16 protein-coding genes are annotated in these 23,042 nt (G+C 72.5%); 12 read left to right on the forward strand and 4 right to left on the reverse strand.

Annotated elements, in window-relative coordinates:
• Window positions 1-164: 164 nt before the first annotated feature.
• The 4 genes from AB0E98_RS24815 to AB0E98_RS24830 form a co-directional block, all read right to left on the reverse strand.
• Window positions 165-1,529 carry a glycosyltransferase gene (locus AB0E98_RS24815; protein WP_361706352.1) on the reverse strand — a complete coding sequence of 455 codons (1,365 nt, stop codon included), beginning with the start codon at window positions 1,527-1,529 and terminating at the stop codon, window positions 165-167.
• Between the two features lie 111 nt (window positions 1,530-1,640).
• Window positions 1,641-2,768 carry a UDP-N-acetylglucosamine 2-epimerase (non-hydrolyzing) gene (wecB, locus tag AB0E98_RS24820; protein ID WP_361706354.1) on the reverse strand — a complete coding sequence of 376 codons (1,128 nt, stop codon included), beginning with the start codon at window positions 2,766-2,768 and terminating at the stop codon, window positions 1,641-1,643.
• Between the two features lie 138 nt (window positions 2,769-2,906).
• Window positions 2,907-3,590, reverse strand: a complete 684-nt coding sequence (locus AB0E98_RS24825; protein WP_361706356.1) for a response regulator transcription factor — start codon at window positions 3,588-3,590, stop codon at window positions 2,907-2,909.
• Window positions 3,587-4,738, reverse strand: a complete 1,152-nt coding sequence (locus tag AB0E98_RS24830; protein WP_361706468.1) for a HAMP domain-containing sensor histidine kinase — start codon at window positions 4,736-4,738, stop codon at window positions 3,587-3,589. The genes AB0E98_RS24825 and AB0E98_RS24830 overlap by 4 nt, the downstream gene beginning before the upstream one ends.
• Before the next feature lie 229 nt (window positions 4,739-4,967).
• Here AB0E98_RS24830 and AB0E98_RS24835 point away from each other — a divergent pair, with 229 nt between their 5' ends.
• The 12 genes from AB0E98_RS24835 to AB0E98_RS24890 all read left to right on the forward strand — a co-directional run bounded on the left by AB0E98_RS24835 (window position 4,968) and on the right by AB0E98_RS24890 (window position 22,856).
• Window positions 4,968-6,428 (forward strand): folylpolyglutamate synthase/dihydrofolate synthase family protein, encoded by a 1,461-nt coding sequence (locus AB0E98_RS24835; RefSeq protein ID WP_361706471.1) that lies wholly within the window; start codon window positions 4,968-4,970, stop codon window positions 6,426-6,428.
• Window position 6,429: 1 nt separating this feature from the next.
• The gene (locus AB0E98_RS24840) at window positions 6,430-6,783 is read left to right on the forward strand and encodes a DUF4233 domain-containing protein (RefSeq protein WP_361706359.1); all 354 of its coding nucleotides are present in this window, start codon (window positions 6,430-6,432) and stop codon (window positions 6,781-6,783) included.
• A gap of 129 nt (window positions 6,784-6,912) precedes the next feature.
• Window positions 6,913-7,326, forward strand: coding sequence for a nucleoside-diphosphate kinase (gene ndk, locus AB0E98_RS24845; protein ID WP_361706362.1), 414 nt, complete (start codon window positions 6,913-6,915; stop codon window positions 7,324-7,326).
• Between the two features lie 292 nt (window positions 7,327-7,618).
• Window positions 7,619-8,638: a rod shape-determining protein gene (locus tag AB0E98_RS24850; protein ID WP_004950903.1), complete on the forward strand. Its 1,020-nt coding sequence runs from the start codon at window positions 7,619-7,621 to the stop codon at window positions 8,636-8,638.
• 165 nt (window positions 8,639-8,803) lie between these two features.
• A complete protein-coding gene (gene mreC / locus AB0E98_RS24855; protein ID WP_126914123.1) occupies window positions 8,804-9,736 on the forward strand; it encodes a rod shape-determining protein MreC in 933 nt (310 codons plus the stop codon).
• Window positions 9,737-9,740: 4 nt separating this feature from the next.
• Window positions 9,741-10,460: a rod shape-determining protein MreD gene (gene mreD / locus AB0E98_RS24860; RefSeq protein ID WP_361706365.1), complete on the forward strand. Its 720-nt coding sequence runs from the start codon at window positions 9,741-9,743 to the stop codon at window positions 10,458-10,460.
• Window positions 10,457-12,685 carry a penicillin-binding protein 2 gene (gene mrdA, locus AB0E98_RS24865; RefSeq protein WP_361706368.1) on the forward strand — a complete coding sequence of 743 codons (2,229 nt, stop codon included), beginning with the start codon at window positions 10,457-10,459 and terminating at the stop codon, window positions 12,683-12,685. The genes mreD and mrdA overlap by 4 nt, the downstream gene beginning before the upstream one ends.
• Entirely contained in the window at window positions 12,682-13,881 is a 1,200-nt protein-coding gene (gene rodA, locus AB0E98_RS24870; protein ID WP_361706370.1) for a rod shape-determining protein RodA, read from the forward strand. Before mrdA ends, rodA begins: the two co-directional genes overlap by 4 nt.
• Before the next feature lie 93 nt (window positions 13,882-13,974).
• The gene (locus tag AB0E98_RS24875; protein ID WP_361706373.1) at window positions 13,975-15,534 is read left to right on the forward strand and encodes a CYTH and CHAD domain-containing protein; all 1,560 of its coding nucleotides are present in this window, start codon (window positions 13,975-13,977) and stop codon (window positions 15,532-15,534) included.
• An 87-nt stretch (window positions 15,535-15,621) separates the two neighbouring features.
• Complete coding sequence (locus AB0E98_RS24880; protein WP_361706376.1) at window positions 15,622-17,547, forward strand: TIGR03960 family B12-binding radical SAM protein; 1,926 nt, start codon at window positions 15,622-15,624, stop codon at window positions 17,545-17,547.
• 156 nt (window positions 17,548-17,703) lie between these two features.
• A complete protein-coding gene (locus AB0E98_RS24885; RefSeq protein ID WP_361706379.1) occupies window positions 17,704-18,483 on the forward strand; it encodes a TIGR03936 family radical SAM-associated protein in 780 nt (259 codons plus the stop codon).
• A 221-nt stretch (window positions 18,484-18,704) separates the two neighbouring features.
• On the forward strand, window positions 18,705-22,856 hold the full coding sequence (locus AB0E98_RS24890; RefSeq protein ID WP_361706382.1) for an Rne/Rng family ribonuclease: 4,152 nt from the start codon (window positions 18,705-18,707) through the stop codon (window positions 22,854-22,856).
• Window positions 22,857-23,042 lie beyond the last annotated feature (186 nt).

The raw sequence follows: 23,042 nt of genomic DNA on the forward strand, positions 1-23,042 counted from the left end.
GGTGTGATCTGTTGCTGAGTTGTGGTGTGCGCACAACGCTCCGTTCCGCCACCCGGAACCGTTCCGGGCATAAATATCACCGGCGGTCAGATGGCGGAACGGAGCGGAAGGTTGCCTCGTCGGTCATTTCTGTGACCGAACTCATGGCCCTGATGGGTTTTGGCTCAGGCCTCGATGGCCACCGGGCCGGAGGTGGTGCTCTCGGCGTTGCGGCGGGTCTTGGCCCAGCCGTTGCGGCCGCGCAGCATCCGGATGAAACCGCGGGCGGACGCCGGGAAGAGATGGTAGGCGTACAGCCACAGTGCCAGGCCCCACAGGAGGGCGGTCAGCAGCGAGCGGTCGGTGGCGCGGTCCCGGCGGTAGACCGGGCCCCACAGGACGAACGGCGTCACGGAGACCACGGCCAGGGCGATGATCAGCGGCCACAGGGCCAGCATGCCGCCGAACGCCTCGCCCACGCCGTCCTCGGCGGCGGTGAGACCCAGGAGGGTGAACATGACCGCGCACAGCGCGAGGGTGACCAGGTGGGCGACGGGCTGGAGGAAGGTGTAGAGCGTCTCCAGGACGCCCTTGCCGCCGTAGTGGCGGGAGGAGACGATGCGGGGCGCGTAGCGGACGCACTGGAGGTTGCCCTGGGCCCAGCGGGTGCGCTGGGTGAGGAACCGGCGGCCGTGCGGGAGGCCCTCCTGGGAGACCCAGGTGTCGGCTATGTGGGATATCCGGTCACCGTTGAGGATCATGTGCAGGCCCAGCTCGTAGTCCTCCAGCAGCGCGCCGCGCTGCCAGGGGCGACGCTCGGCGGCGGCGATGCGGTCCAGGGAGGCGAGGCGGGTGAACTGGCCGTTGCCGCCCAGGCCGACGGAGCCGGTGCGGCCGCGCAGCAGCTGCATGCCGGCGTTGGAGACGGAGAACTCCATGTCCTGCATGCGCACCAGCAGCCGGGCGAAGGCGTTGGCGAACCGTCCGCGGTCGGGCAGCGGGCGCGGGTCGTCGGTGTTGCGCATCCGGACGCTGACCTGGACGCCGCCGGTCTCGGGGTCGCCGAAGCCCTGGGGGCCGCTGACGCGGGCGAGGGCGTGCGGGTCGAGCTGGCCGTCGGCGTCGATGACGCACACGACGACGCGCTCGCGGTCGGTGTCCTTGGACAGGAACTGGTTCAGCTCGTCGTACGCGGCGTTGAGCGCCGAGCCCTTGCCCTGACGGGCGTCGGGACGCCGCCGGCTGACGAGGTGGACCCGGCGGTCCTCGTCGGCGAGGGCGGCGACGATGGCGCCGGTGCGGTCCTCGCTGTCGTCGTCGATGACCCAGACGTGGGCGCCCGGGTGGTCGGCGCGCAGCCGCGCGACGGTGGTGCCGACGACGGCCTCCTCGTCACGGCAGGGGACGAAGAAGTGCCAGTCGAAGGCGTCGGGGCTGCCGTTCTCCACGGCGGGGCGGCGGGTGTACGCGTGGCGGGCGCCGGCCCAGTAGAGCAGGAAGCAGAGGAGGAGGAAGAAGGGGAAGGCGAGGAGGAAGGGGCTGGAGAACATGCGGGGGTATTGCTCCGGGCGTGAGGCGGGCTTTTTCAGCCCGTCCGGCGTTCGAGGACACCGCGCGAAGCGCGGTACGGGGGTGCGAGGGGGCGGAGCCCCGCTCGGGGCCTACGCGGCGGCGGCCAGTTCCGCGGGGGCCGACACGGCGGCCAGCAGCGCCACGATGCGGTCCGACGCCAGCCCGTCCCCGAACGGGCTCGGCAGCGCGGCGAGGCGGTCCAGTTCCTCCGCTCCGGAGGCGAGGCGGCGGCGCGCCGCCTCGCCGATGGCGCGGCCCGGCTCGACCAGGTCCGCGAAGTCCGCCATGGCCTCCGGGCGCTCGGTGGAGCGGCGGACGACGACCAGCGGGCGGCCGAGGACCGTGCACTCCTCCTGGATGCCGCCGGAGTCGGAGACCAGCAGGGCGGCGTGCCGGGCGAGGGCCAGGAACTCGGAGTAGCCGAGCGGTGCCGTCACCGTCAGCGGGGCCAGCAGGTCCACGAGGCCGGCGGCCTCGATACGGGCGCGGGTGCGCGGGTGCAGCGGCAGGACGACCGGGCGGCCCGGCATCGCGAGGGCGGCCAGCTCGGTGAGGATCGCCCGCAGCGCCTCGGCCGAGTCGGTGTTCTCCGGCCGGTGGACGGTCGCAAGGACGTACCCGTCGGCGGTCAGCCCGTGCCGGTCCAGCAGCGCCGCGCGCTCGGTCGCGCCGGGGAGCTGGTTGCGGACGGCCTCGACGACGGTGTTGCCGGTGAGGGCGATCCGGGAGCCGTCGACGCCCTCGGCGAGGAGGTTGGCGCGGTTGTCCTCGGTGGCGGCGCAGAGTACGTCGGCGATGCTGTCGATGAGGACGCGGTTGTGCTCCTCGGGCATGTTGCGGTCGTGGCTGCGCAGACCGGCCTCGACGTGCAGCAGCGGGATGTCGCGGGCGTTGGCGGCCAGCGCGCCGGCGAGGGCGGCGTTGGTGTCGCCCTGGACGACGACGGCCAGCGGCGGCTCGGCGGTGAACAGCGCGTCGAGCTGGGCGAGGGCGGCGGAGATCTGCACGGCGCGCGGCTGTCCGCCGACACCGGTGAGGAAGGTCGGCTCGGGCAGGCCCAGCTCGGTCAGGAAGCGGCCGGACAGCTCCTCGTCGTAGTGCTGACCGGTGTGCACCAGGTGAGCGGCGGGTCCCAGGAGGCGCACGAGGTCGGTGAGCTTGACCAGCTCGGGGCGCGTACCGAGAACGATCGCGATGCTGCGGGGCGGCAGGGACATGCGGGGCTCCTGGGGCTGTCGGGGGCGGTGACAGTTCCAGAGAGTGGGTTGTCTTGGTTGCCGGGTTGGATGGGGTTTGGTTGCGGGACGGTAGCGAACGGATTTCGGGACCTTGGTCCCGTCCCCGGACCGGTCGTGTCAGGCCCGGTAGCGGTAGCCCAGCCCCCGGACGGCCTCCAGGGGGTCCGCCGCCTCGTCGCCCGCGGCCTGGCGGAGCTTGCGCCGCAGCCGCAGCACCGCGAACTTCACGCGCTCCCGGCCGGTGCCCTCCGGGTCGTCCCACACGCGGTCGAGGAGCTGATCGGTGGTGATCACCCGGCCCCGGTTGCGGACGAGGACCTGGAGCAGGCGGTACTCGATGTCGCTGAGCCGGGTCTCGTGGCCCTGCCACACCGCCGAGCGGCGCTCGGGCACCAGGCGCAGCCCGTCGTCGCCGAAGGAGTCGCCGGCCCAGCGGGTGGGCGCGCTGCGGCGCAGCAGCGCCTCGACGCGGGCGAGGAGCTCGTCGTTGCCGAAGGGCTTGGGGAGGTAGTCGTCCGCGCCGGCGCGCAGGCCGCGCACGCGGTCGCTCTCGGCGCCCCGCGCGGTGAGCAGGAGCACGGGCAGGTCGCTCATGTCCCGGGTGCGCTCCAGCACCTCCCAGCCGTCGAGGACGGGCAGGCCGATGTCGAGGATCATCAGCGCGGGGCGTTCGGCGAACAGCAGCCGCAGCGCCTCGCGGCCGTCGTCGGCGGCGACGACCTCGTAGCCGTTGCGGGTGAGCAGGACGCGCAGGGCGAGGGCGAGGTCGGGGTCGTCCTCGACGACCAGGACGTGGGTCATGACACCCCCCGGGCAGCGTCCGGAGCGTCCGCCGGCGGTCCCGCGATCGGCAGCCGGATGCGGAAGACCGCGCCCTCGCCCTCGTGCCCGCCCACCGCGATCGTGCCGCCGTGCCGTTCGACGACCGTGCGGCAGATGGCGAGGCCGAGACCGGTGCCCGGGTAGCCGCCGGAGCGGGCGTTGGGGGCCCGGACGAAGCCGGTGAAGATCTCGTGGCGGTACTTCTCGGGGATGCCGATGCCGGTGTCGGCGACCTCGATGTCCCAGTGGACGCCCCTGGGGGCGGCCGTGATGCCGACCCGGCCCCCGGCGGGGGTGAATTTCGCGGCGTTCTCCAGCAGATTGCCGATCACGTGCCGGAGCCGGTGGCGGTCGCCGCGCAGGGCGGGGCCGCTCTCGCAGTCCAGTACGGCGAAGACGCCCGCCGCCTCCAGCTCTCCCATGTGGTCCAGCAGGGCCTCCGTGAGCATGCCGGGCACGTCCACGGGGGCGAACTCCAGCTCCGGCCCGACCGCCCGCATCCGGGTCGTCAACAGCAGGTCGGAGATCACCCGCTGCATCCGCTCGGCGTTGCGCCGGATGGCGTCGAGGAACGAGGCCTGCTCGCTGCCGAGGGTGCCGAAGGCGGGGTCGGCCAGGAGCTCGCCGAAGCTGCTGATGGAGGTGAGCGGGGTGCGCAGCTCGTGGGAGGCGGCGGCGGTGAAGGCGTTGCGCTGGCGGGCCAGCTCGGTCAGCGCGGCGTTGTCGCGCTTCAGGTCGTGCTCGCGCCGTTTGATGTCGCTGATGTCTGTGAACGTCCACAGGGCGCCCAGGTACGTGCTGTTCCTGCGCAGCGGCTCGACCTGGCGGCGGATGGTCCGTCCGTCGGTCAGCGGGATCTCGGCGGCGCGGTGGACGTGGCGGCGGGCCAGGATCTCGTCCAGGGCGTGGGGCATGGAGACGTCGGTGGTGTAGAACGCCCGGACGAGCGGGACGACCGACCGCATGGGGGCGCCGGGGGAGAGGTCGGCCCTTCCGTCGAGGTCGAACATGGCGACGAACCTGCGGTTGACGGCGAGCACCTCGTCGGCCTGGCTCTGGAGGAGCGCGCCGGACGGCAGGGCCTCCAGGACCGCCTGGAGGCGGTCCCGGTCCACCGAGGACGCCATGGCTCTCACCGCCGGAACCTCGCTTAACGGATCTTCCGGAAGAACCGTATGACAAAGCGGATGCGCCCGCTTCCGCTGCGGACCGGGCGCCGGTGGCGACGCCCCGGCCCTCCGCGCGCCCCCGGTCCGTAGACTGGGCCGCGTGAGCGAGCGCCCCCTGAATGACGAGAACGGCGATCTCGAACCCGGCGAAACCGGTGCGTCCGGTGCCGCCGACCGGTTCGAGGAGATCGTCGATGCCGAGACCGACAGAGACCCCGACCTCGCCGTGATCGAGGCGGGCAGCCGCACCCTGCGCACCCAGGCGGGGCCCCCGCAGGGCGACGACGTGCCGGCTCGCCCGGAGGACCCGGAGGTGGACCGGGCCCTGCGCGAGGTGGAGACGGAGCTCGCGGGCCGCTGGGGCGAGACCAAGCTGGACCCGTCGCTGGTCCGCGTGGAGGCCCTGATGGACATCCTGGGGCAGCCGCAGCGCGCCTACCCCGCGATCCACATCACCGGCACCAACGGCAAGACCAGCACCGCCCGCATGATCGAGGCCCTGCTGGGCGCCTTCGACCTGCGCACCGGCCGCTACACCAGCCCGCACGTCCAGTCCGTCACCGAGCGGATCAGCCTGGACGGTGCCCCCATCGCCGCCGAGCGCTTCATCGAGACGTACCAGGACATCAAGCCGTACGTCGAGATGGTCGACGAGCGCGAGGAACACCGGATGTCCTTCTTCGAGGTCATCACGAGCATGGCCTTCGCCGCCTTCGCCGATGCCCCCGTCGACGTGGCCGTCGTCGAGGTCGGCATGGGCGGCACGTGGGACGCCACGAACGTCGTCGACGGCACCGTCGCCGTGGTCACCCCGATCGCGCTCGACCACACCGACCGGCTCGGCTCCACGCCCGGTGACATCGCCACGGAGAAGTCCGGCATCGTCAAGCCCGGCGCCACCGTCGTGCTGGCCCAGCAGCCGGTGGACGCGGCGCAGGTGCTGCTCAAGCACTCCGTCGAGGTCGACGCCACGGTCGCCCGCGAGGGCATGGAGTTCGGCGTGGTCGCCCGGGAGGTCGCCGTCGGCGGCCAGCTGCTGACCCTGCGCGGTCTGGGCGGCGAGTACGAGGAGGTCTTCCTCCCGCTGTACGGCGCCCACCAGGCGCACAACGCCGCCGTCGCCCTGGCCGCCGTCGAGGCGTTCTTCGGGATCGGCTCGCAGCACGCCCGTCCGCTCGACATCGACGTGGTCCGCCGCGCCTTCGCCTCGGTCACCTCGCCGGGCCGGCTTGAGGTCGTGCGCAGCAGCCCCACGGTGGTGCTGGACGCCGCGCACAACCCCGCGGGCGCCCGTGTCACCGCCGACGGCATCACCGAGGCGTTCGGCTTCAGCCGGCTGATCGGCGTCGTCGGCACCAGCGCCGACAAGGACGCCCGCGGTCTGCTGGAGGCCTTCGAGCCGATCTTCGCGGAGATCGTCGTCACCCGTAACTCCACCCCGCGCGCGATGGACGTCGACGAGCTCGCCGGCCTGGCCGTCGAGGTCTTCGGTGCCGAGCGGGTGCAGGTCGAGCCGCGCCTGGACGACGCCCTGGAGGCCGCGATCACCCTCGCCGAGGAGGAGAGCGAGTACTCCGGCGCGGGTGTCCTGGTGACCGGTTCGGTGATCACCGTGGGCGAGGCCCGGCTGCTGCTGGGGAGGCGCTGACATGCGGACGCTGTGCGCCAGCACCCTGATCGGCGAGTTCTTCGTCATCGGCTTCGCCGGCCTGGTCGCCATGCAGACCTCCGACCTGTCCACGGGCACGGTCTGGGCCGTCAGCGGCACCGCCATGGTGCTGAGCGTGCTGCTGTGCGGCATGATCACCCGGCCCGGCGGCGTCCAGCTGGGCTGGGCGCTCCAGCTGGGCCTGATCGCGAGCGGCCTGGTCGTCCCGATGATGTTCATCCTCGGCGCGGTCTTCGCCGGTCTGTGGTGGGCCTCGGTCCACTACGGTCGCAAGGTCGACGAGGCGAAGGCCCGCTTCGCCCGGCTGACGGCGGAGGCGGAGGGCGCCGCCTGAGCGCCGGGCCGTGCCCGGGCCCGCCCCGGCGCCCGCCCCGGCCCTTCCGGGCCGAGTACCGGCGGGCCCGGGAGGGCCTGTAGCCTTCGCCCCACGCATCCGATCGCCTGCCCGCTAGGAGCCCGCAGTATGAGCCAGCGCACCCTCGTCCTCCTCAAGCCCGACGCGGTCCGCCGCGGCCTGATCGGCGAGATCATCGGCCGTATCGAGCGCAAGGCCGGCTGGACGATCGGCGCGCTGGAGCTGCGCACCCTGGACCGCGCCACCCTGGAGCAGCACTACGCCGAGCACCTCGGCCGCGACTTCTACGAGCCGCTGATGGGCTTCATGTCCTCCGGCCCGGTCGTGGCGCTGGTCGTCGAGGGCGAGCGCGTCATCGAGGGCGTCCGCACGCTGGCCGGCCCGACCGACCCGATCTCGGCCGCTCCCGGCTCCATCCGTGGTGACTTCGGCACCATCACGCGCGAGAACCTCATCCACGCCTCGGACTCCACCGAGTCCGCGGAGCGGGAAATCAAGATTTTCTTTCCCGGTCTCGCCTGATAACGGATCAAGGGGATCTGCCGAACAGGCATTCTGATCAGGGCGGTCGATTAATCCCTTCGGCCGCCCTTGGCATATGCGCGCCGATCGGGGGAACCTCTCACTCCGACACGACGTCACCATTACTGGGGCCAGCTCGTGTTCCGCCGACAATGGCGGAGGAACCCTCGCGCCACGTTCGAGTGGGCGAGACTACGATGAAGCTTCCGCGCCCCGCAGCGCACCACCTGCCGACCTCGAGTAAGCATTCGCCCAAACTGGGAAGGCCAGACGTATCCTCATGGGGAACAACATGTCGTTCATCGGCCGTGACATGGCTGTCGACCTCGGGACCGCCAACACGCTGGTGTACGTCAGAGGCCGCGGGATCGTCCTCAACGAGCCGTCAGTCGTCGCGATCAATACAAACACCGGTGGCATCCTCGCGGTCGGCGCCGAAGCCAAGAAGATGATCGGCCGAACTCCGGGGAACATCGTCGCGGTGCGTCCTCTCAAGGACGGTGTCATCGCCGACTTCGAGATCACGGAGCGGATGCTCCGCTACTTCATCCTCAAAATCCACAAGCGCCGCTGGATGGCCCGTCCGCGTGTCGTGGTCTGCGTGCCCTCCGGAATCACCGGCGTCGAGCGCCGCGCCGTCATCGAGGCCTCCACCCAGGCCGGCGCCCGTCAGGTGCACATCATCGAGGAGCCCATGGCCGCCGCCATCGGCTCCGGCCTGCCCGTCCACGAGGCCACCGGCAACATGGTCGTCGACATCGGCGGCGGCACCACCGAGGTCGCCGTGATCTCGCTGGGCGGCATCGTCACCGCGCAGTCCATCCGCGTCGCCGGCGACGAGCTGGACAACGCGATCATCCAGCACATCAAGAAGGAGTACAGCCTCCTCCTCGGTGAGCGCACCGCCGAACAAATCAAGATCACCATCGGTTCGGCCTACGACCTGGAGCAGGACGAGCACACCGAGATCCGCGGCCGTGACCTGGTCAGCGGTCTGCCCAAGACCGTGGTCATCTCGGCCGCCGAGGTCCGCAAGGCCATCGAGGAGCCCGTCAACTCCATCGTCGACGCCGTCAAGACCACCCTCGACAAGTGCCCGCCCGAACTGTCGGGTGACGTCATGGACCGCGGCATCGTTCTCACCGGTGGAGGGGCGCTGCTGCGCGGCCTGGACGAGCGGCTGCGCCGCGAGACCGGGATGCCCATCCACATCGCCGAGGATCCGCTGGACTCCGTCGCCCTGGGCTCCGGCAAGTGCGTCGAGGAGTTCGAGGCGCTCCAGCAGGTCCTGGACGCCCAGCCCCGCCGGTGAACCAGTCGGTGAGCGAGCCGGTGAACACGGGGACACAGCCCTTGGCGATATCCCGTCCCCGGTGCACCGGCAGCGCCCAAACAACCTGATATACAGGCAGAACGCTCCCGATGACCGTCCGGACCCGCAGCCGGGCGGTCCGACGAGAAGGGCACGCCGCCGCACGTGAGGGACACACGAGAGAGCCGGCTGCTGCTGGTCCTGCTGATCGCGATCGCCTTCGCGTTGATCACGGTCGACATCCGCGGCGGTGAGCAGTCCCCGCTCGACGGAGTGCGCCACGCGGCCGCCTCGGCCTTCGGACCGGTGGAGAAGGGCGTCGCCGCCGCGGTCGACCCGGTCGGCGAGGCCGTCGCCGCCGTCCGCGACTCCGGGGACCGCAGCAGCCGCATCGCCGAGCTGGAGCGCGAGAACACCGCCCTCAAGCAGCGCCTGGGCAGCGACGACCGCAACCGCGGCCGGCTCCGCGAGCTGGACGCCATGCTCAAGACCGCCGGCCGCGGCCAGTACGGCATCAAGGGCGCCCAGGTCATCGCCATAGGAGCCGCGCAGGGCTTCTCCTGGACGGTCACCATCGACATCGGCGCCAACGACGGCGTCCGCCGCGACATGACCGTGCTCAACGGCGACGGGCTCGTCGGCCGCGTCACCACCGTCGGCCCGGGCACGGCCACCGTCCTGCTCGCCAGCGACCCCAAGTTCACCGTCGGCACCCGCATGGAGAAGACCGGCGAGATCGGCTTCGCCAACGGCCAGGGCGACAGCTCCCTGCGCGTCGAACTCCTCAACGGCAAGGCCACCGTCCGCAAGGGCGACCGCCTCGTCACCTTCGGCTCCAGCCGGGACAAGCCCTTCGTCGCCGGCGTCCCCGTCGGCGAGGTCACCCATGTCGAGCCCGCGGGCGGCGGCCTCACCCGCACCCTCCTGGTCCGCCCCTTCGTCGGCTTCAGCAAGCTCGACCTGGTCGGCGTCGTCGTCCAGGCGCCCCACGAGGACCCGCGCGACACCGTGCTGCCGCCCAAGCCAGAGGCCCCCAAGCCCGCCCCCACCGTGACCGTCACCGTCACCCCCAGCCCGAGTGCCAAGCCCCAGGACTGAACCGATGCGCCTGAACCGGATCCTGCTCTCGACCGCGCTCGTGGTGGTGGCCCTCGTCGTCCAGGTGAGCGTCCTGGCCCGGCTCCACCTCCCCGGAGCGGTGCCCGACCTGATGCTCCTCGTCGTCGTCGGCCTCGGCCTGGTCTACGGCCACACCGCGGGCTGTCTCGTCGGCTTCGGCGCGGGCCTCCTCGCCGACCTCGCGCCCCCCGCCGACCACGCCACCGGGCGCTACGCCCTCGTCCTCTGCCTCATCGGCTATCTGGTCGGCCTCGCCCGGCCGGACAGCGGCAGGGTTCGCTCGGCCACCGTGCCCATGCTCGCCGTCGTCGGCGCGGCCGTCCTCTCCACGCTGCTCTACGCGGGCGTGGGCTCCCTCGTCGGAGACACCGCCGCCCGCCACGTGGGCCTGAGCGGCCTGGTGGCCACCGCCGCCTGCTACGACCTGCTGCTCGCGCCCTTCGTCGTCCCGCTCGTGATGGCCATGGCCCGCCGTACCGTCTCCGACCCGCTCACCGGCGACGGCACGGCCGTCGCGGGCGGCGGCGACGGCGCGTACGGGCGTACGACCAAGGGCAGCTTCCGCATCGGCCGGATGAGCCGCAGGAACCGGCTGGGCGGCCGTGGCCGCGGCCGGGGCGGGCGCCTCGGGGTCCAGCACGGCGGCCTGCTGCCGAGGGCCGGGCGCCGGCAGCCGAAGCTCAAGGGGGTCAAGCGACTGTGAGTCTCTCCGAAGGACGGACCTCGCGGGTCACGATCCGGCTGATCGTCATTCAGATCCTGGTGTTCTCGCTGCTGCTCACCCTCGCCGGCCGCCTGTGGTACCTCCAGATCCGCAACGGCGACCAGTACACCGCCGAGGCCGCCAGCAACCACATCCAGCAGGTCGTCGCCCCCGCCACCCGGGGCTCCATCCTCGACGCCCGGGGCGTACCGCTCGCCGACAACGAGACCCGGCTCGTCGTCTCCGCGAACCGCACCGACCTGATGAAGATGAAGGACAAGGGCAGGACCGTCCTCACCCGCCTCGCGGGCGTCCTCAACCTCAAGCCCGAGGACGTCTCCGCCAAAGTCCGGCTGTGCGACTCCAAGACCCCCAAGCCCTGCTGGGCCGGCTCGCCCTACCAGCCCATCCCCATCACCGACGAGGCCACCACCCAGCAGGCGCTCCAGATCCGCGAGCGCCAGGAGGACTTCCCCGGCGTCACCGCCGAACCCACGGCCGTACGCCGCTACGCGGGCCCCGGCGGCTCCAACACCGCCCAGGTCCTCGGCTATCTCTCGCCCGTCACCGACGCCGAGATCACCAAGGCCAAGGACTCCCGCACCCCGCTGCTCCGCTCCGACCAGGTCGGCCGCTCCGGGCTGGAGCGGCAGTACGACTCCGAGCTGCGCGGCAGGGCGGGCGTCACCCGCTACGAGGTCGACAACCTCGGCCGCGTCATCGGCAAAGCCAAGAGCGACAAGGCCGTCCCCGGCGCCAACATCGTCACCAGCATCGACGCCCGTGTGCAGGCCATAGCGGAACGGGAGCTGGACCAGGCGATGAAGGACGCCCGCAAGGAACTCGACCGCAACACCGGCGTCAACTACAAGGCCGACGCGGGCGCCGTCGTCGTACTGGAGTCCAAGACCGGCCGGGTGGTGGCCATGGCCTCCAACCCCACCTACGACCCCAACGCCTGGGTCGGCGGCATCTCCGGCAAGGACTACAAGGCCCTCACCGGCGAGGACTCCAACTACCCGCTGCTCAACCGGGCCATCCAGGGCCAGGCGGCCCCCGGCTCCATCTTCAAGGTCATCAGCACCACCGCCGCCGTCAAGGCCGGCTACGGCTTCACCGACCACTACAACTGCTCCAGCGCCTACAGCATCGGCAACCAGGTCTTCAAGAACTACGAGTCCAAGGGCTACGGCGCCATCGACCTCGGCCAGGCGCTGGAGGTCTCCTGCGACACCGTCTTCTACGACCTGGCCTACCGGCAGTGGCAGAAGGACGGCGGCAACAAGCCCCAGCACCCGGCGGACTGGTTCTACAAGACCGCCCACCAGTTCGGGCTCGGCAAGGAGACGGGCGTCGACCTGCCCAACGAGGTCCGCGGCCGGGTCCCCGACCGCGAGTGGAAGAAGCGTTACTGGGACGCCAACAAGGACGTCTGGTGCAAGCAGGGCGACAAGGACGACAGCTACGCCGGAAAGATCGCCAAGGAGAACTGCGAGTCCGGGATGCGGATGCGCGCCGGTGACTCCGTCAACTACTCCATCGGCCAGGGCGACACCCTCGTCACCCCCATCCAGATGGCCACCATCTACGCGGCCATAAGCAATGGCGGCACCCTCTGGAACCCCACCGTCGGCAAGGCGGTCATCAGCCCCGACGGCAAGCGGATCCAGGAGATCAAGCCGGCCTCCCACGGCCGGCTGCCCATCGACCGCACCCTGCGCGACCAGATCGACGGCGCCCTCGCCGGCGTCGCCACCAAGGGCACCGCCGCCTGGCGCTTCCAGGGCTGGCCGCAGGACCGGATCCGCATGCACGCCAAGACCGGCACCGCCGAGGTCTACGGCAAGCAGACCACGTCCTGGTTCGCCACCTACACCTCCGACTACACGGTCATCATGACGATCGCCCAGGGCGGCACCGGCTCCGGCGCCTCCGGCCCGGCCGTGCGCAACATCTACAACGCGCTCTACGGCGTCGACGAGAAGGGCAAGGTCGACGACTCGAAGGCGCTGCTGCCGCACCCGGAGAGCGGACTTCCCAAGATCGAGAAGGACGGCACCATCGAGGCACAGCCCATCCCCACGCCGCAGCCGTCGCCCTCGTCGTCCGCCTCCGACGGCGCTTCGCCCCCGCCCTCGGCGTCCCCCGTGGACACCGGGCTGCCGTCCCCGCCGCCGGAGACCCCGGCCGAGCCCGCGACCCGGCGGGAGGACCAGAACCGATGAGCACCGCCCAGGGCTACCGGGTCCGCCGCTTCACCCCCGAACGCGGCGCCTGGTCCCGTCTCACCGCCCGTGACTCCGTGCTGCGCCGCCTCGACTGGGTGATACTGCTCGCGGCCCTCGCCCTGTCCGGCATCGGCACCCTGCTCGTCTACTCGGCCACCCGCAACCGCACCGAGCTCAACCAGGGCGACCCGTACTACTTCCTGCTGCGCAACCTGCTCAACACCGGCATCGGCCTCGCCATCGCCATCGCCACGGTCTGGGTCGGCAGCCGGGCGCTGCGCGGCGCCGTCCCGATCCTCTACGGCATCTCCTGCCTGTTCACCCTGGCCGTCCTCACCCCGCTGGGCGCGACCATCAACGGCGCGCGCTCCTGGATCCAGCTCGGCGGCGGCTTCTCCATCCAGCCCTCCGAGTTCACGAAGATCACCATCGCGCTGGGGATGGCGATGCTGCTGGCCGGCAAGGTCGACGCGGGGGACCGCCGCCATCCCGACCACCGGACCGTGATGCAGGCCCTCGGCCTGGCCGCGCTGCCGATCGTGATCATCCTGCTGATGCCCGACCTCGGTTCGGTCATGGTGCTCGTGGTGATCGTGCTCGCCGTGCTCCTCGCCTCCGGGGCCTCCAACCGCTGGATCGCGGGCCTGCTGGGCACCGGCGTCCTCGGCTGCGTCCTCATCTGGCAGCTCGGGGTGCTCGACGAGTACCAGATCAACCGCTTCGCGGCCTTCGCCAACCCCGCCCTCGACCCCTCCGGCGTCGGCTACAACACCAACCAGGCGCGGATCGCCATCGGTTCCGGCGGGCTGTCGGGTTCCGGCCTCTTCCACGGCTCGCAGACCACCGGCCAGTTCGTTCCCGAGCAGCAGACCGACTTCATCTTCACCGTCGCCGGTGAGGAGCTCGGCTTCCTGGGCGCGGGGACGATCGTCTTCCTGCTCGGTGTGGTGCTCTGGCGGGCCTGCCGGATCGCCCGCGAGTCCACCGAGCTCTACGGCACCATCGTGGCCGCCGGGATCATCGCCTGGTTCGCCTTCCAGAGCTTCGAGAACATCGGCATGACCCTGGGCATCATGCCCGTCACCGGACTGCCGCTGCCGTTCGTCTCCTACGGAGGGTCGTCGATGTTCGCGGCCTGGATAGCGGTGGGGCTGCTCCAGTCGATCAAGGCGCAGCGGCCGGTTTCCGCATAAGCGGCGGCCCGTTCCCGCATGGGCGGCCGGTTTCCGGACGGCCGGGCGGCGGGGGACTGCCGCCCGCGCCGTTCACGCACTAGATTCGGCGTCATGGCGGACACCGTGAGAGAGATCGAGCGGAAGTACGAAGCCGGGAAGGATACGGGCGCGGCCCGGCTCCCGGACCTGAGCGGGTCCGCGCCGGTCGCGACCGTCACCGACGAGGGCGTGCGCGAGCTCGACGCCGTCTACTACGACACCGCCGACCGCCGGCTCGCCGCGGCCGGCATCACCCTGCGGCGGCGCACGGGCGGCCCGGACGAGGGCTGGCACCTCAAGCTCCCGGTCGTCGAAGCGGCCGCCCCAGGGGCGCGCGACGAGATCCGCGCGCCTCTGACTGTCTCCGCGATACCGCGCGCCCTCACAGCGCTGGTCCGCTCCCGCACCCGGGACGTCCCGCTGGCCCCCCTGATGCGGATCGTCTCGCGCCGGGAGGTCCGCCATCTGCTCGCCGCGGACGGCACGCTCCTGGCCGAGGCGAGCACCGACACGGTCACAGCCACCCGCCTCACGGAGGGGGCGACGGACGCCAAGGCCTCCGCCCACTGGACCGAGATCGAGGTCGAGCTCGCCGAGGGCGTCGACCCCGCCCTGCTGGACACCCTCGACCCGCTGCTCCGCAAGGCCGGCCTGAGACCGTCCAAGGCGCCCAGCAAACTCGCCCGCGCGCTGCGCGAGACCGGCCTGGGCGAGCCCCCGCGCCGCCCCACCGCCGGCCCGCCCGCCGAGGCCCCCGCCGGCGACCACGTCCTGGCCTTCCTCCGCGCGCAGGCCGAGGCCGTCGCCGCCCTCGACCCCGGCGCCCGCCTCGGCACCGAGGACGCCGTCCACCAGATGAGGGTCGCCACCCGCCGCCTGCGCTCCTCCTTCCGCAGCTACGGCAAGGTCCTCGACCGCCGGGCCACCGACCCGCTCGCCCAGGAGCTGAAGTGGCTCGCCGCCGAACTGGGCGTCGACCGCGACCGAGAGGTCCTCGCCGAACGGCTGCGCGAACGCCTCGACGAACTCCCGCGCGCCCTCGTCCGCGGCCCCGTCCGCGCCCGGCTGCGCACCTGGTCCGCAGCCGGCCGCAGAGGCTCCCGGAGACGGCTGGCCGCCGTGCTCGACAGCGCGCGCTACCTGACCCTCCTCAACGGCCTCGACGCCCTCCTGGCCGACCCGCCCCTGTGCGAGGCCGCCGCAGGGCCATCGCACACCGTGCTGGCCAAGACGGTGCTCCGCGACTACGGCCGGCTGGCCGGCCGCGTCGAGCACGCCCTCGTCACCGACCCCGGCCACGACCGCGACACCGCCCTCCACGACGCCCGCAAGGCCGCCAAACGCGCCCGCTACGCCGCCGAGGCCGCGACCCCGGCGCTAGGCAAGGAGGCCAAACGGTTCGCCCAGCAGATGAAGTCCGTCCAGACCCTGCTGGGCGACCACCAGGACAGCGTCATGGCCCGGGGCACCCTGCGCGCGATCGCCGCCGAGGCGGAGGGAGCGGGCGAACCCACCTTCACCTTCGGAGTGCTCTACGGGCGCGAGGAGCGCCGTGCCGAGCAGGACGAGCGGGAGCTGCCGGGGCTGTGGGAGCGGGTGGCGGAGCGGATCTCGGCCGCCTCCCTGCGCTGACCTGCGAAGATCGTGGCGGACGGGGCTCCTCGCGCGGCACGTTACGCTAGAGAGTCGCACTGTGCCCGCTCACGAAGGTTCGCCCAGATGACTGCCGAATCGGTCTTCCCGCAGCTCGAGGCCCTGCTCCCGCATGTGCAGAAGCCCATCCAGTACGTCGGTGGCGAGCTGAACTCCACCGTCAAGCCGTGGGAGGAGTGCGACGTCCGCTGGTGCCTCATGTACCCGGACGCCTACGAGGTCGGGCTCCCCAACCAGGGCGTCATGATCCTCTACGAGGTCCTCAACGAACGTGAGGGCGTCCTCGCCGAGCGCACCTACAGCGTGTGGCCGGACCTCGAGGCCCTGATGCGCGAGCACGACGTGCCGCAGTTCACCGTGGACAGCCACCGGCCGGTCAAGGCGTTCGACGTCTTCGGCCTCAGCTTCTCCACCGAGCTCGGCTACACCAACATGCTCACCGCCCTGGACCTCGCCGGGATCCCGCTGGAGTCCAAGGACCGCACGATCGACGACCCGATCGTCCTCGCCGGCGGTCACGCGGCCTTCAACCCCGAGCCCGTCGCGGACTTCATCGACTGCGCCGTGATCGGCGACGGCGAGCAGGCCGTGCTGGAGATGACCGAGATCATCCGCGCCTGGAAGGCCGAGGGCCGTCCCGGCGGCCGCGACGAGGTGCTGCTGCGCCTCGCGAAGACCGGCGGCGTGTACGTCCCGCGCTTCTACGACGTCGAGTACCTGCCCGACGGCCGTATCGCCCGTGTCGTGCCCAACCAGTCGGGCGTGCCGTGGCGGGTGTCCAAGCACACCGTCATGGACCTCGACGAGTGGCCGTACCCCAAGCAGCCGCTGGTGCCGCTGGCCGAGACCGTGCACGAGCGGATGTCCGTGGAGATCTTCCGCGGCTGCACGCGCGGCTGCCGCTTCTGCCAGGCCGGCATGATCACGCGCCCCGTGCGCGAGCGCAGCATCACCGGCATCGGCGAGATGGTCGAGAAGGGCCTCAAGGCGACCGGCTTCGAGGAGGTCGGCCTGCTGTCGCTGTCCTCCGCCGACCACACCGAGATCGGCGAGGTCGCCAAGGGCCTGGCCGACCGCTACGAAGCGGACAAGATCGGTCTCTCCCTGCCCTCGACCCGCGTCGACGCGTTCAACGTCGACCTGGCGAACGAGCTGACCCGCAACGGCCGCCGTTCCGGTCTGACGTTCGCCCCCGAGGGCGGCTCCGAGCGCATGCGCAAGGTCATCAACAAGATGGTCTCGGAGGAGGACCTCATCCGGACCGTCGCCACCGCCTACGGCAACGGCTGGCGCCAGGTGAAGCTGTACTTCATGTGCGGCCTCCCCACCGAGACCGACGAGGACGTGCTCCAGATCGCCGACATGGCGACGAGCGTGATCGCCAAGGGCCGCGAGGTGTCGAAGTCCAACGACATCCGCTGCACCGTCTCCATCGGCGGTTTCGTCCCCAAGCCGCACACCCCCTTCCAGTGGGCGCCGCAGCTCTCCGCCGAGGAGACCGACGCCCGCCTGGAGAAGCTGCGCGACAAGATCCGCGGCGACAAGAAGTACGGCCGCTCCATCGGCTTCCGCTACCACGACGGCAAGCCCGGCATCGTCGAGGGCCTGCTCTCCCGCGGTGACCGCCGCCTCGGCGCCCTCATCCGCGCCGTCTACGAGGACGGCGGCCGCTTCGACGGCTGGCGCGAGCACTTCAGCTACGACCGCTGGATGAAGTGCGCCGAGGCGACGCTGCCCGAGCAGGGCGTCGACGTCGACTGGTACACCACGCGCGAGCGCACCTACGAGGAGGTCCTGCCCTGGGACCACCTGGACTCCGGTCTCGACAAGGACTGGCTCTGGGAGGACTGGCAGGACGCGCTCGACGAGACCGAGGTCGAGGACTGCCGCTGGACCCCGTGCTTCGACTGCGGAGTGTGTCCTCAGATGGACACCTCGATTCAGATCGGCCCGACGGGCAAGAAGCTGCTGCCGCTGTCCGTGGTCAAGTGACCCGGAGCCGGTGAGGGGGCGCGGGGCGAAGGCCCCGCACGCCCCCGTACGGCCGGGCCCGCGCGCGTACGCTGGGCAGCAGCACGACCGCACTCAATGAAGGACTGAAGAACACTGGGCAAGCGACAGCCCGAAGGACCGCCGCCCGCACCCGCAGTGCAGCGCATCCGACTGCGCTACACCAAGCGCGGCCGCCTTCGGTTCACCAGCCACCGCGATTTCCAGCGCGCCTTCGAGCGGGCGCTGCGGCGCGCCGAGGTGCCCATGGCGTACTCGGCGGGCTTCACCCCGCACCCCAAGGTCTCCTACGCCAACGCCGCACCCACCGGCACGGGCAGCGAGGCCGAGTACCTGGAGATCCAGCTCGCCGAGGTCCGCGACCCCGCGCACCTGCGGGCGCTCCTCGACGAGTCGCTGCCGGCCGGGCTCGACATCGTCGACGCGGTGGAGGCCCACACCTCCTCCTTCGCCGACCGGCTCCAGGCCTCCGTGTGGGAGCTGCGCCTCGACGGCGTCGAGGTCGCGGACGTCCGGTCTGCGGTGGAGGCCTTCCTGGCCGCGGAGACCGTGGACGTCCAGCGCCGCACCAAAAACGGGTTGCGGACCTTCGACGCACGTGGCGCGGTGTCCCGACTCGAGGCCCTCGACGCTCCGGCCGATAGGCCGGGCGACGGTGCCTGTGCGATACTGCGGCTGGTTGTTCGGCACGTGACACCTGCCGTACGACCCGACGACGTCCTGTCCGGTCTCCGCGCTGTGGCCGACCTGGCGCCGCCGGTCCCCGCAGCGGTGACCAGGCTGGCGCAGGGGCTGCTCGATGAGGAGTCCGGCAGGGTGACCGACCCGCTCGCGCCCGACCGCGACGCCGCCCCGGCCGCCTCATCCACGGCCGCCGGGCCCAGCGCCGCGCAGCAGGTGCCGGAAGGTCCCCGTTAGGGACGGCCGTCGCCGCGCCGCCGCGCCACCAGGGAGCCACCCGGTCCGGCAGGTGCACTGACCAGGAGACTTTCGCCGGTGCCGTGACACTCGGAACCGGCGAGCGAGACTACAGCTCCCGTGCGGCGATCGCGCCCCGGGCCGCGGTACCGCGCTCATCACGCGGTGCGGTGGCCGGAATCCGGCGCGGCGCCCGGGAGCGTGACGGGAGAACCGCCCGCATGCTCGAATCCATTGAGCCCACGGAGCCGGGGGGCGCGCAGAGCGTTCCCGGCAACAACACTGACAATTCGCCCAGCGACACGCTGCCGCCGCGCCGCCGTCGCCGAGTGGCGTCCCGCCCCGCGGGTTCGCCGGTGAACGCCGGCGCGTCCGAGGCTCCGGCCGAGGCCGCCGAGGCCGCGGCCCCGGAGACCCCGGCGCGCCCGCGCCGCCGCGCCACCCGCAAGACCGCGGCCGCCCCGGCCGCCGCCGAGCCCATCACGGCCGAGCCGTCCGAGGCCGCCCCGGCCGAGGAGACGCCCGCCCGCACCCGCCGCCGCGCGACGCGCAAGGCGACGGCCCCGGCCGGCGCGCCCGAGGGCACTGCCGAGCCGGTCGTCGAGGAGGCGCCCGCCGCCGCCGCGCCCGAGGTCGAGGAGGCTCCGGCCGCCCCCGCCCGTACCCGCCGTCGCGCGACCCGTAAGGCGACGGCTCCGGCCGGTGCGCCGCAGGCCGCCGAGGACGCCGCCGTCGAGCCGGCCGTCGAGGCCGCGACCGCCGAGGCCGTCGCGGCTCCGGCCGAGGAGGCCCCTGCCGCCGCGCCCGCCCGTACCCGCCGTCGTGCCACGCGTAAGGCGACGGCTCCGGCCGGTGCGCCGCAGGCCGCCGAGGCCGCCGCCGAGCCGGTCGTCGAGGAGGCGCCCGCCGCCGCCGCGCCCGAGGTCGAGGAGGCTCCGGCCGCCCCCGCCCGTACCCGCCGTCGTGCCACCCGTAAGGCGACCGCCCCGGCGGGTGCCCCGCTGGCCGCCGAGCCCGTCGTCCCCGCCGCGGTGGAGGCCGTGACCGAGGCCGAGGTCGAGGCCGAGGTCGAGGAGGCTCCGGCCGCCCCCGCCCGTGCTCGTCGTCGTGCCACGCGTCGCGCGTCGGCTCCGGCGGGTGCGCCGCAGGCTGCCGAGGTCGTCGAGGCCGAGCCCGTCGTGCCCGCCGCCGTGGAGGCCGTGACCGAGGCCGAGGAGCCCGAGGCCGCCGCCGAGGCGCGCCCCGCCCGTTCGCGCCGTCGTGCCACCCGTAAGGCGACCGCCCCGGCGGGTGCCCCGAAGGCCGCCGAGGTCGTCGTCGAGGCCGAGGAAGAGGCGGAGGAGGCCCTGGAGGCCGCCGCCGAGCCCGTCGCCGAGGAGGCCCCCGCCCGTCCCGCCCGTACGCGTCGCCGTGCCACGCGCGCCGCCGGCACCGCCGGTGCCGCGGAGCGGCCCGCCGAGGAGGCCCCGGCCGCCGAGGAGGCCCCCGCCGGTGGCGGCCGTACGCGCCGTCGTGTCGAGGCCGCGCCGGTCGAGCAGGCCCCCGAGGGCGGCCGTCGCCGCCGCGCCGTCCGTCCGCCGACGGCCGTCTTCCAGGCGCCGGTCTTCGCCGAGCCGATGTTCCAGACGCCGGAGACCGCCGCCGCTGCCGCTGCCGCCGAGGCCGTCGTCGAGCAGCCGGAGGAGGAAGCGGCAGCCGTCGAGCCCGTCGCCGAGGAGCGCGGCCGTCGTCGCCGTCGCCGTCGTGGCGAGCCCGCCGAGCCGGTCGCCCAGGCCGCCCCGGTCGCCCCGGCGGTCGAGGAGGAGCCCGAGGCCCTGGAGGAGCAGGCCGAGGAGGCCGTCGCCGAGGACGAGGAGCTGGGCGAGCGCCCGTCGCGCCGTCGTCGTCGCGGTGGCCGCCGTCGCCGCCGTGGCGAGGCCGCCGAGATCGAGGGCGCCGAGGAAGAGCCCGAGGCCATGGAGGAGCAGGCCGAGGAAGAGGCCGAGGAGGAGCCCGAGGACGAGGAGCAGTACTCGTCCGCCGGCAGCCGTCGCCGTCGTCGTCGCCGTCGTCGCAGCGGTGAGGCCTTGGAGGAGCCGGGCACCGACGAGCCGGAGCGCACGGTCGTCAAGGTCCGCGAGCCGCGCGAGCGCGCGTCCCGCACCGAGGGCGGCACGGGCTTCGACGAGGTCCAGTCCATCAAGGGCTCGACCCGTATGGAGGCGAAGAAGCAGCGCCGCCGTGAGGGGCGCGAGCAGGGCCGCCGCCGGGTGCCGATCATCACCGAGGCCGAGTTCCTGGCCCGCCGCGAGGCCGTCGAGCGGGTGATGGTCGTCCGTCAGCACGGCGACCGCACGCAGATCGGTGTGCTCGAGGACAACATCCTCGTCGAGCACTTCGTCAACAAGGAGCAGGCCACCAGCTACGTCGGCAACGTCTACCTGGGCAAGGTCCAGAACGTGCTGCCGTCGATGGAGGCCGCGTTCGTCGACATCGGCAAGGGCCGCAACGCCGTCCTGTACGCGGGCGAGGTCAACTTCGAGGCGCTCGGCATGGGCAGCGGCCCGCGCCGCATCGAGACCGCGCTGAAGTCCGGCCAGTCCGTGCTCGTCCAGGTCACCAAGGACCCGATCGGCCACAAGGGCGCCCGGCTGACCAGCCAGGTCTCCCTGCCCGGCCGCTACCTGGTCTATGTGCCCGAGGGCTCGATGACCGGCATCAGCCGCAAGCTGCCCGACACGGAGCGCGCGCGTCTGAAGCAGATCCTCAAGAAGATCGTCCCCGAGGACGCGGGCGTCATCGTGCGCACCGCCGCCGAGGGCGCGAGCGAGGACGAGCTGCGCCGTGACGTGGAGCGCCTCCAGGCGCAGTGGGAAGACATCAAGAAGAAGTCCAAGCAGATCTCGACGAGCGCGCCGAGCCTGCTGTACGGCGAGCCGGACATGACCGTCCGTGTCGTCCGCGACATCTTCAACGAGGACTTCTCCAAGGTCATCGTGAGCGGTGACGAGGCGTGGCAGACCATCCACGGCTATGTCTCGCACGTCGCTCCCGACCTGGCGGACCGGCTCCAGAAGTGGACGTCGGAGGTCGACGTCTTCGCCACGTACCGGATCGACGAGCAGCTCTCGAAGGCGCTGGACCGCAAGGTCTGGCTGCCCAGCGGTGGCTCGCTGGTGATCGACCGGACCGAGGCGATGATCGTCATCGACGTCAACACCGGCAAGTTCACCGGTCAGGGCGGCAACCTCGAGGAGACGGTCACCAGGAACAACCTGGAGGCGGCCGAGGAGATCGTGCGCCAGCTGCGGCTGCGCGACCTCGGCGGCATCATCGTGATCGACTTCATCGACATGGTGCTGGAGTCCAACCGGGACCTGGTGCTGCGGCGCCTGCTGGAGTGCCTGGGCCGGGACCGTACGAAGCACCAGGTCGCCGAGGTGACGTCGCTGGGCCTGGTCCAGATGACCCGTAAGCGGGTGGGCCAGGGCCTGCTGGAGTCCTTCTCCGAGTCCTGCGTCCACTGCAACGGCCGCGGTGTGATCGTCCACATGGAGCAGCCCACCTCCGTGGGCGGCGGTGGCGGCGGTGCCGTCGGCGGCAAGCGCGGCAAGAAGAAGGGCAAGGCCGCGGCCGAGCCGGTCGTCGAGGCCGCTCCGGTCGTCGCCGAGGCTCCCGCCGAGGCGCCCGAGCTGGAGCCGGTGGCGGTGGCCGAGGCGGATCTGGTGCCCACGGTCGGCGGTGACGACGAGTGGTTCAGCAGCCCCGCCGAGGCCGAGGCGGCCGCCCGTAGCCGTGGTGGACGTACGCGCCGCCGGGCGACCCGCAAGGCGTCCGCGCCGCGGCCGGAGGCCGCGGCCGAGCCGGAGGTCGTGGTGGTCAAGGCCGCCCCGGCCGAGCCCGCCCCGCGGCCCGAGCCCGAGGCGGCCCTCGCGCCGGTCGTCGAGCCCGAGCCCGAGGTCGTGCCCGAGGCCGCCGCGCCGGTGGCGGCGGAGGCCGCCCCGGCCCGTCCGCGCCGTCGTGCCACCCGTAAGGCGTCCGCTCCGGCGGGTTCGCCCGCCGGGGCCGAGGACATCGCTGTGGTCGTCGTCGCCGCGCCGGAGCCCGAGGCCCTGCCGGTCGAGGAGCCCGTGGTGATGGCCGAGGCCGATGTCGAGGTGATGGCCGACGCGGAGCCCGAGGCCGCCCCCGCCAAGAAGACGGCCCGTAAGACGGCCGCCAAGAAGGCGCCGGCGAAGAAGGCGACCACGGCCAAGAAGGCGGCGGCGAAGAAGACCACCACCGCCAAGAAGGCGACGGCGAAGAAGACGGCCACCAAGACGGCCGCCAAGAAGGCGCCCGCCAAGCGGACGACGAAGAAGGCCGTGGCGGCCGAGCCCGCCGCGGAGGACTGAGTCACCGCCCCCGCCGGGGCGGGCCCCTGAACGGGCCCGCCCCGGCGAGGGGGTCGGTTTGACCCCCTGGTCGAGGCCCCGTAACCTTGACCGTCGGCGTCTGTGCAAACCTGCGCGACGCCAAACCCCTGAGCAAACACCCCCCGGCTCCGCCGAGGGAGGCCGCTCGTCCCCCGGGACAGTCAC

This window comes from Streptomyces sp. NPDC037389, from assembly GCF_040636475.1.
Classification (GTDB): domain Bacteria; phylum Actinomycetota; class Actinomycetes; order Streptomycetales; family Streptomycetaceae; genus Streptomyces; species Streptomyces hesseae.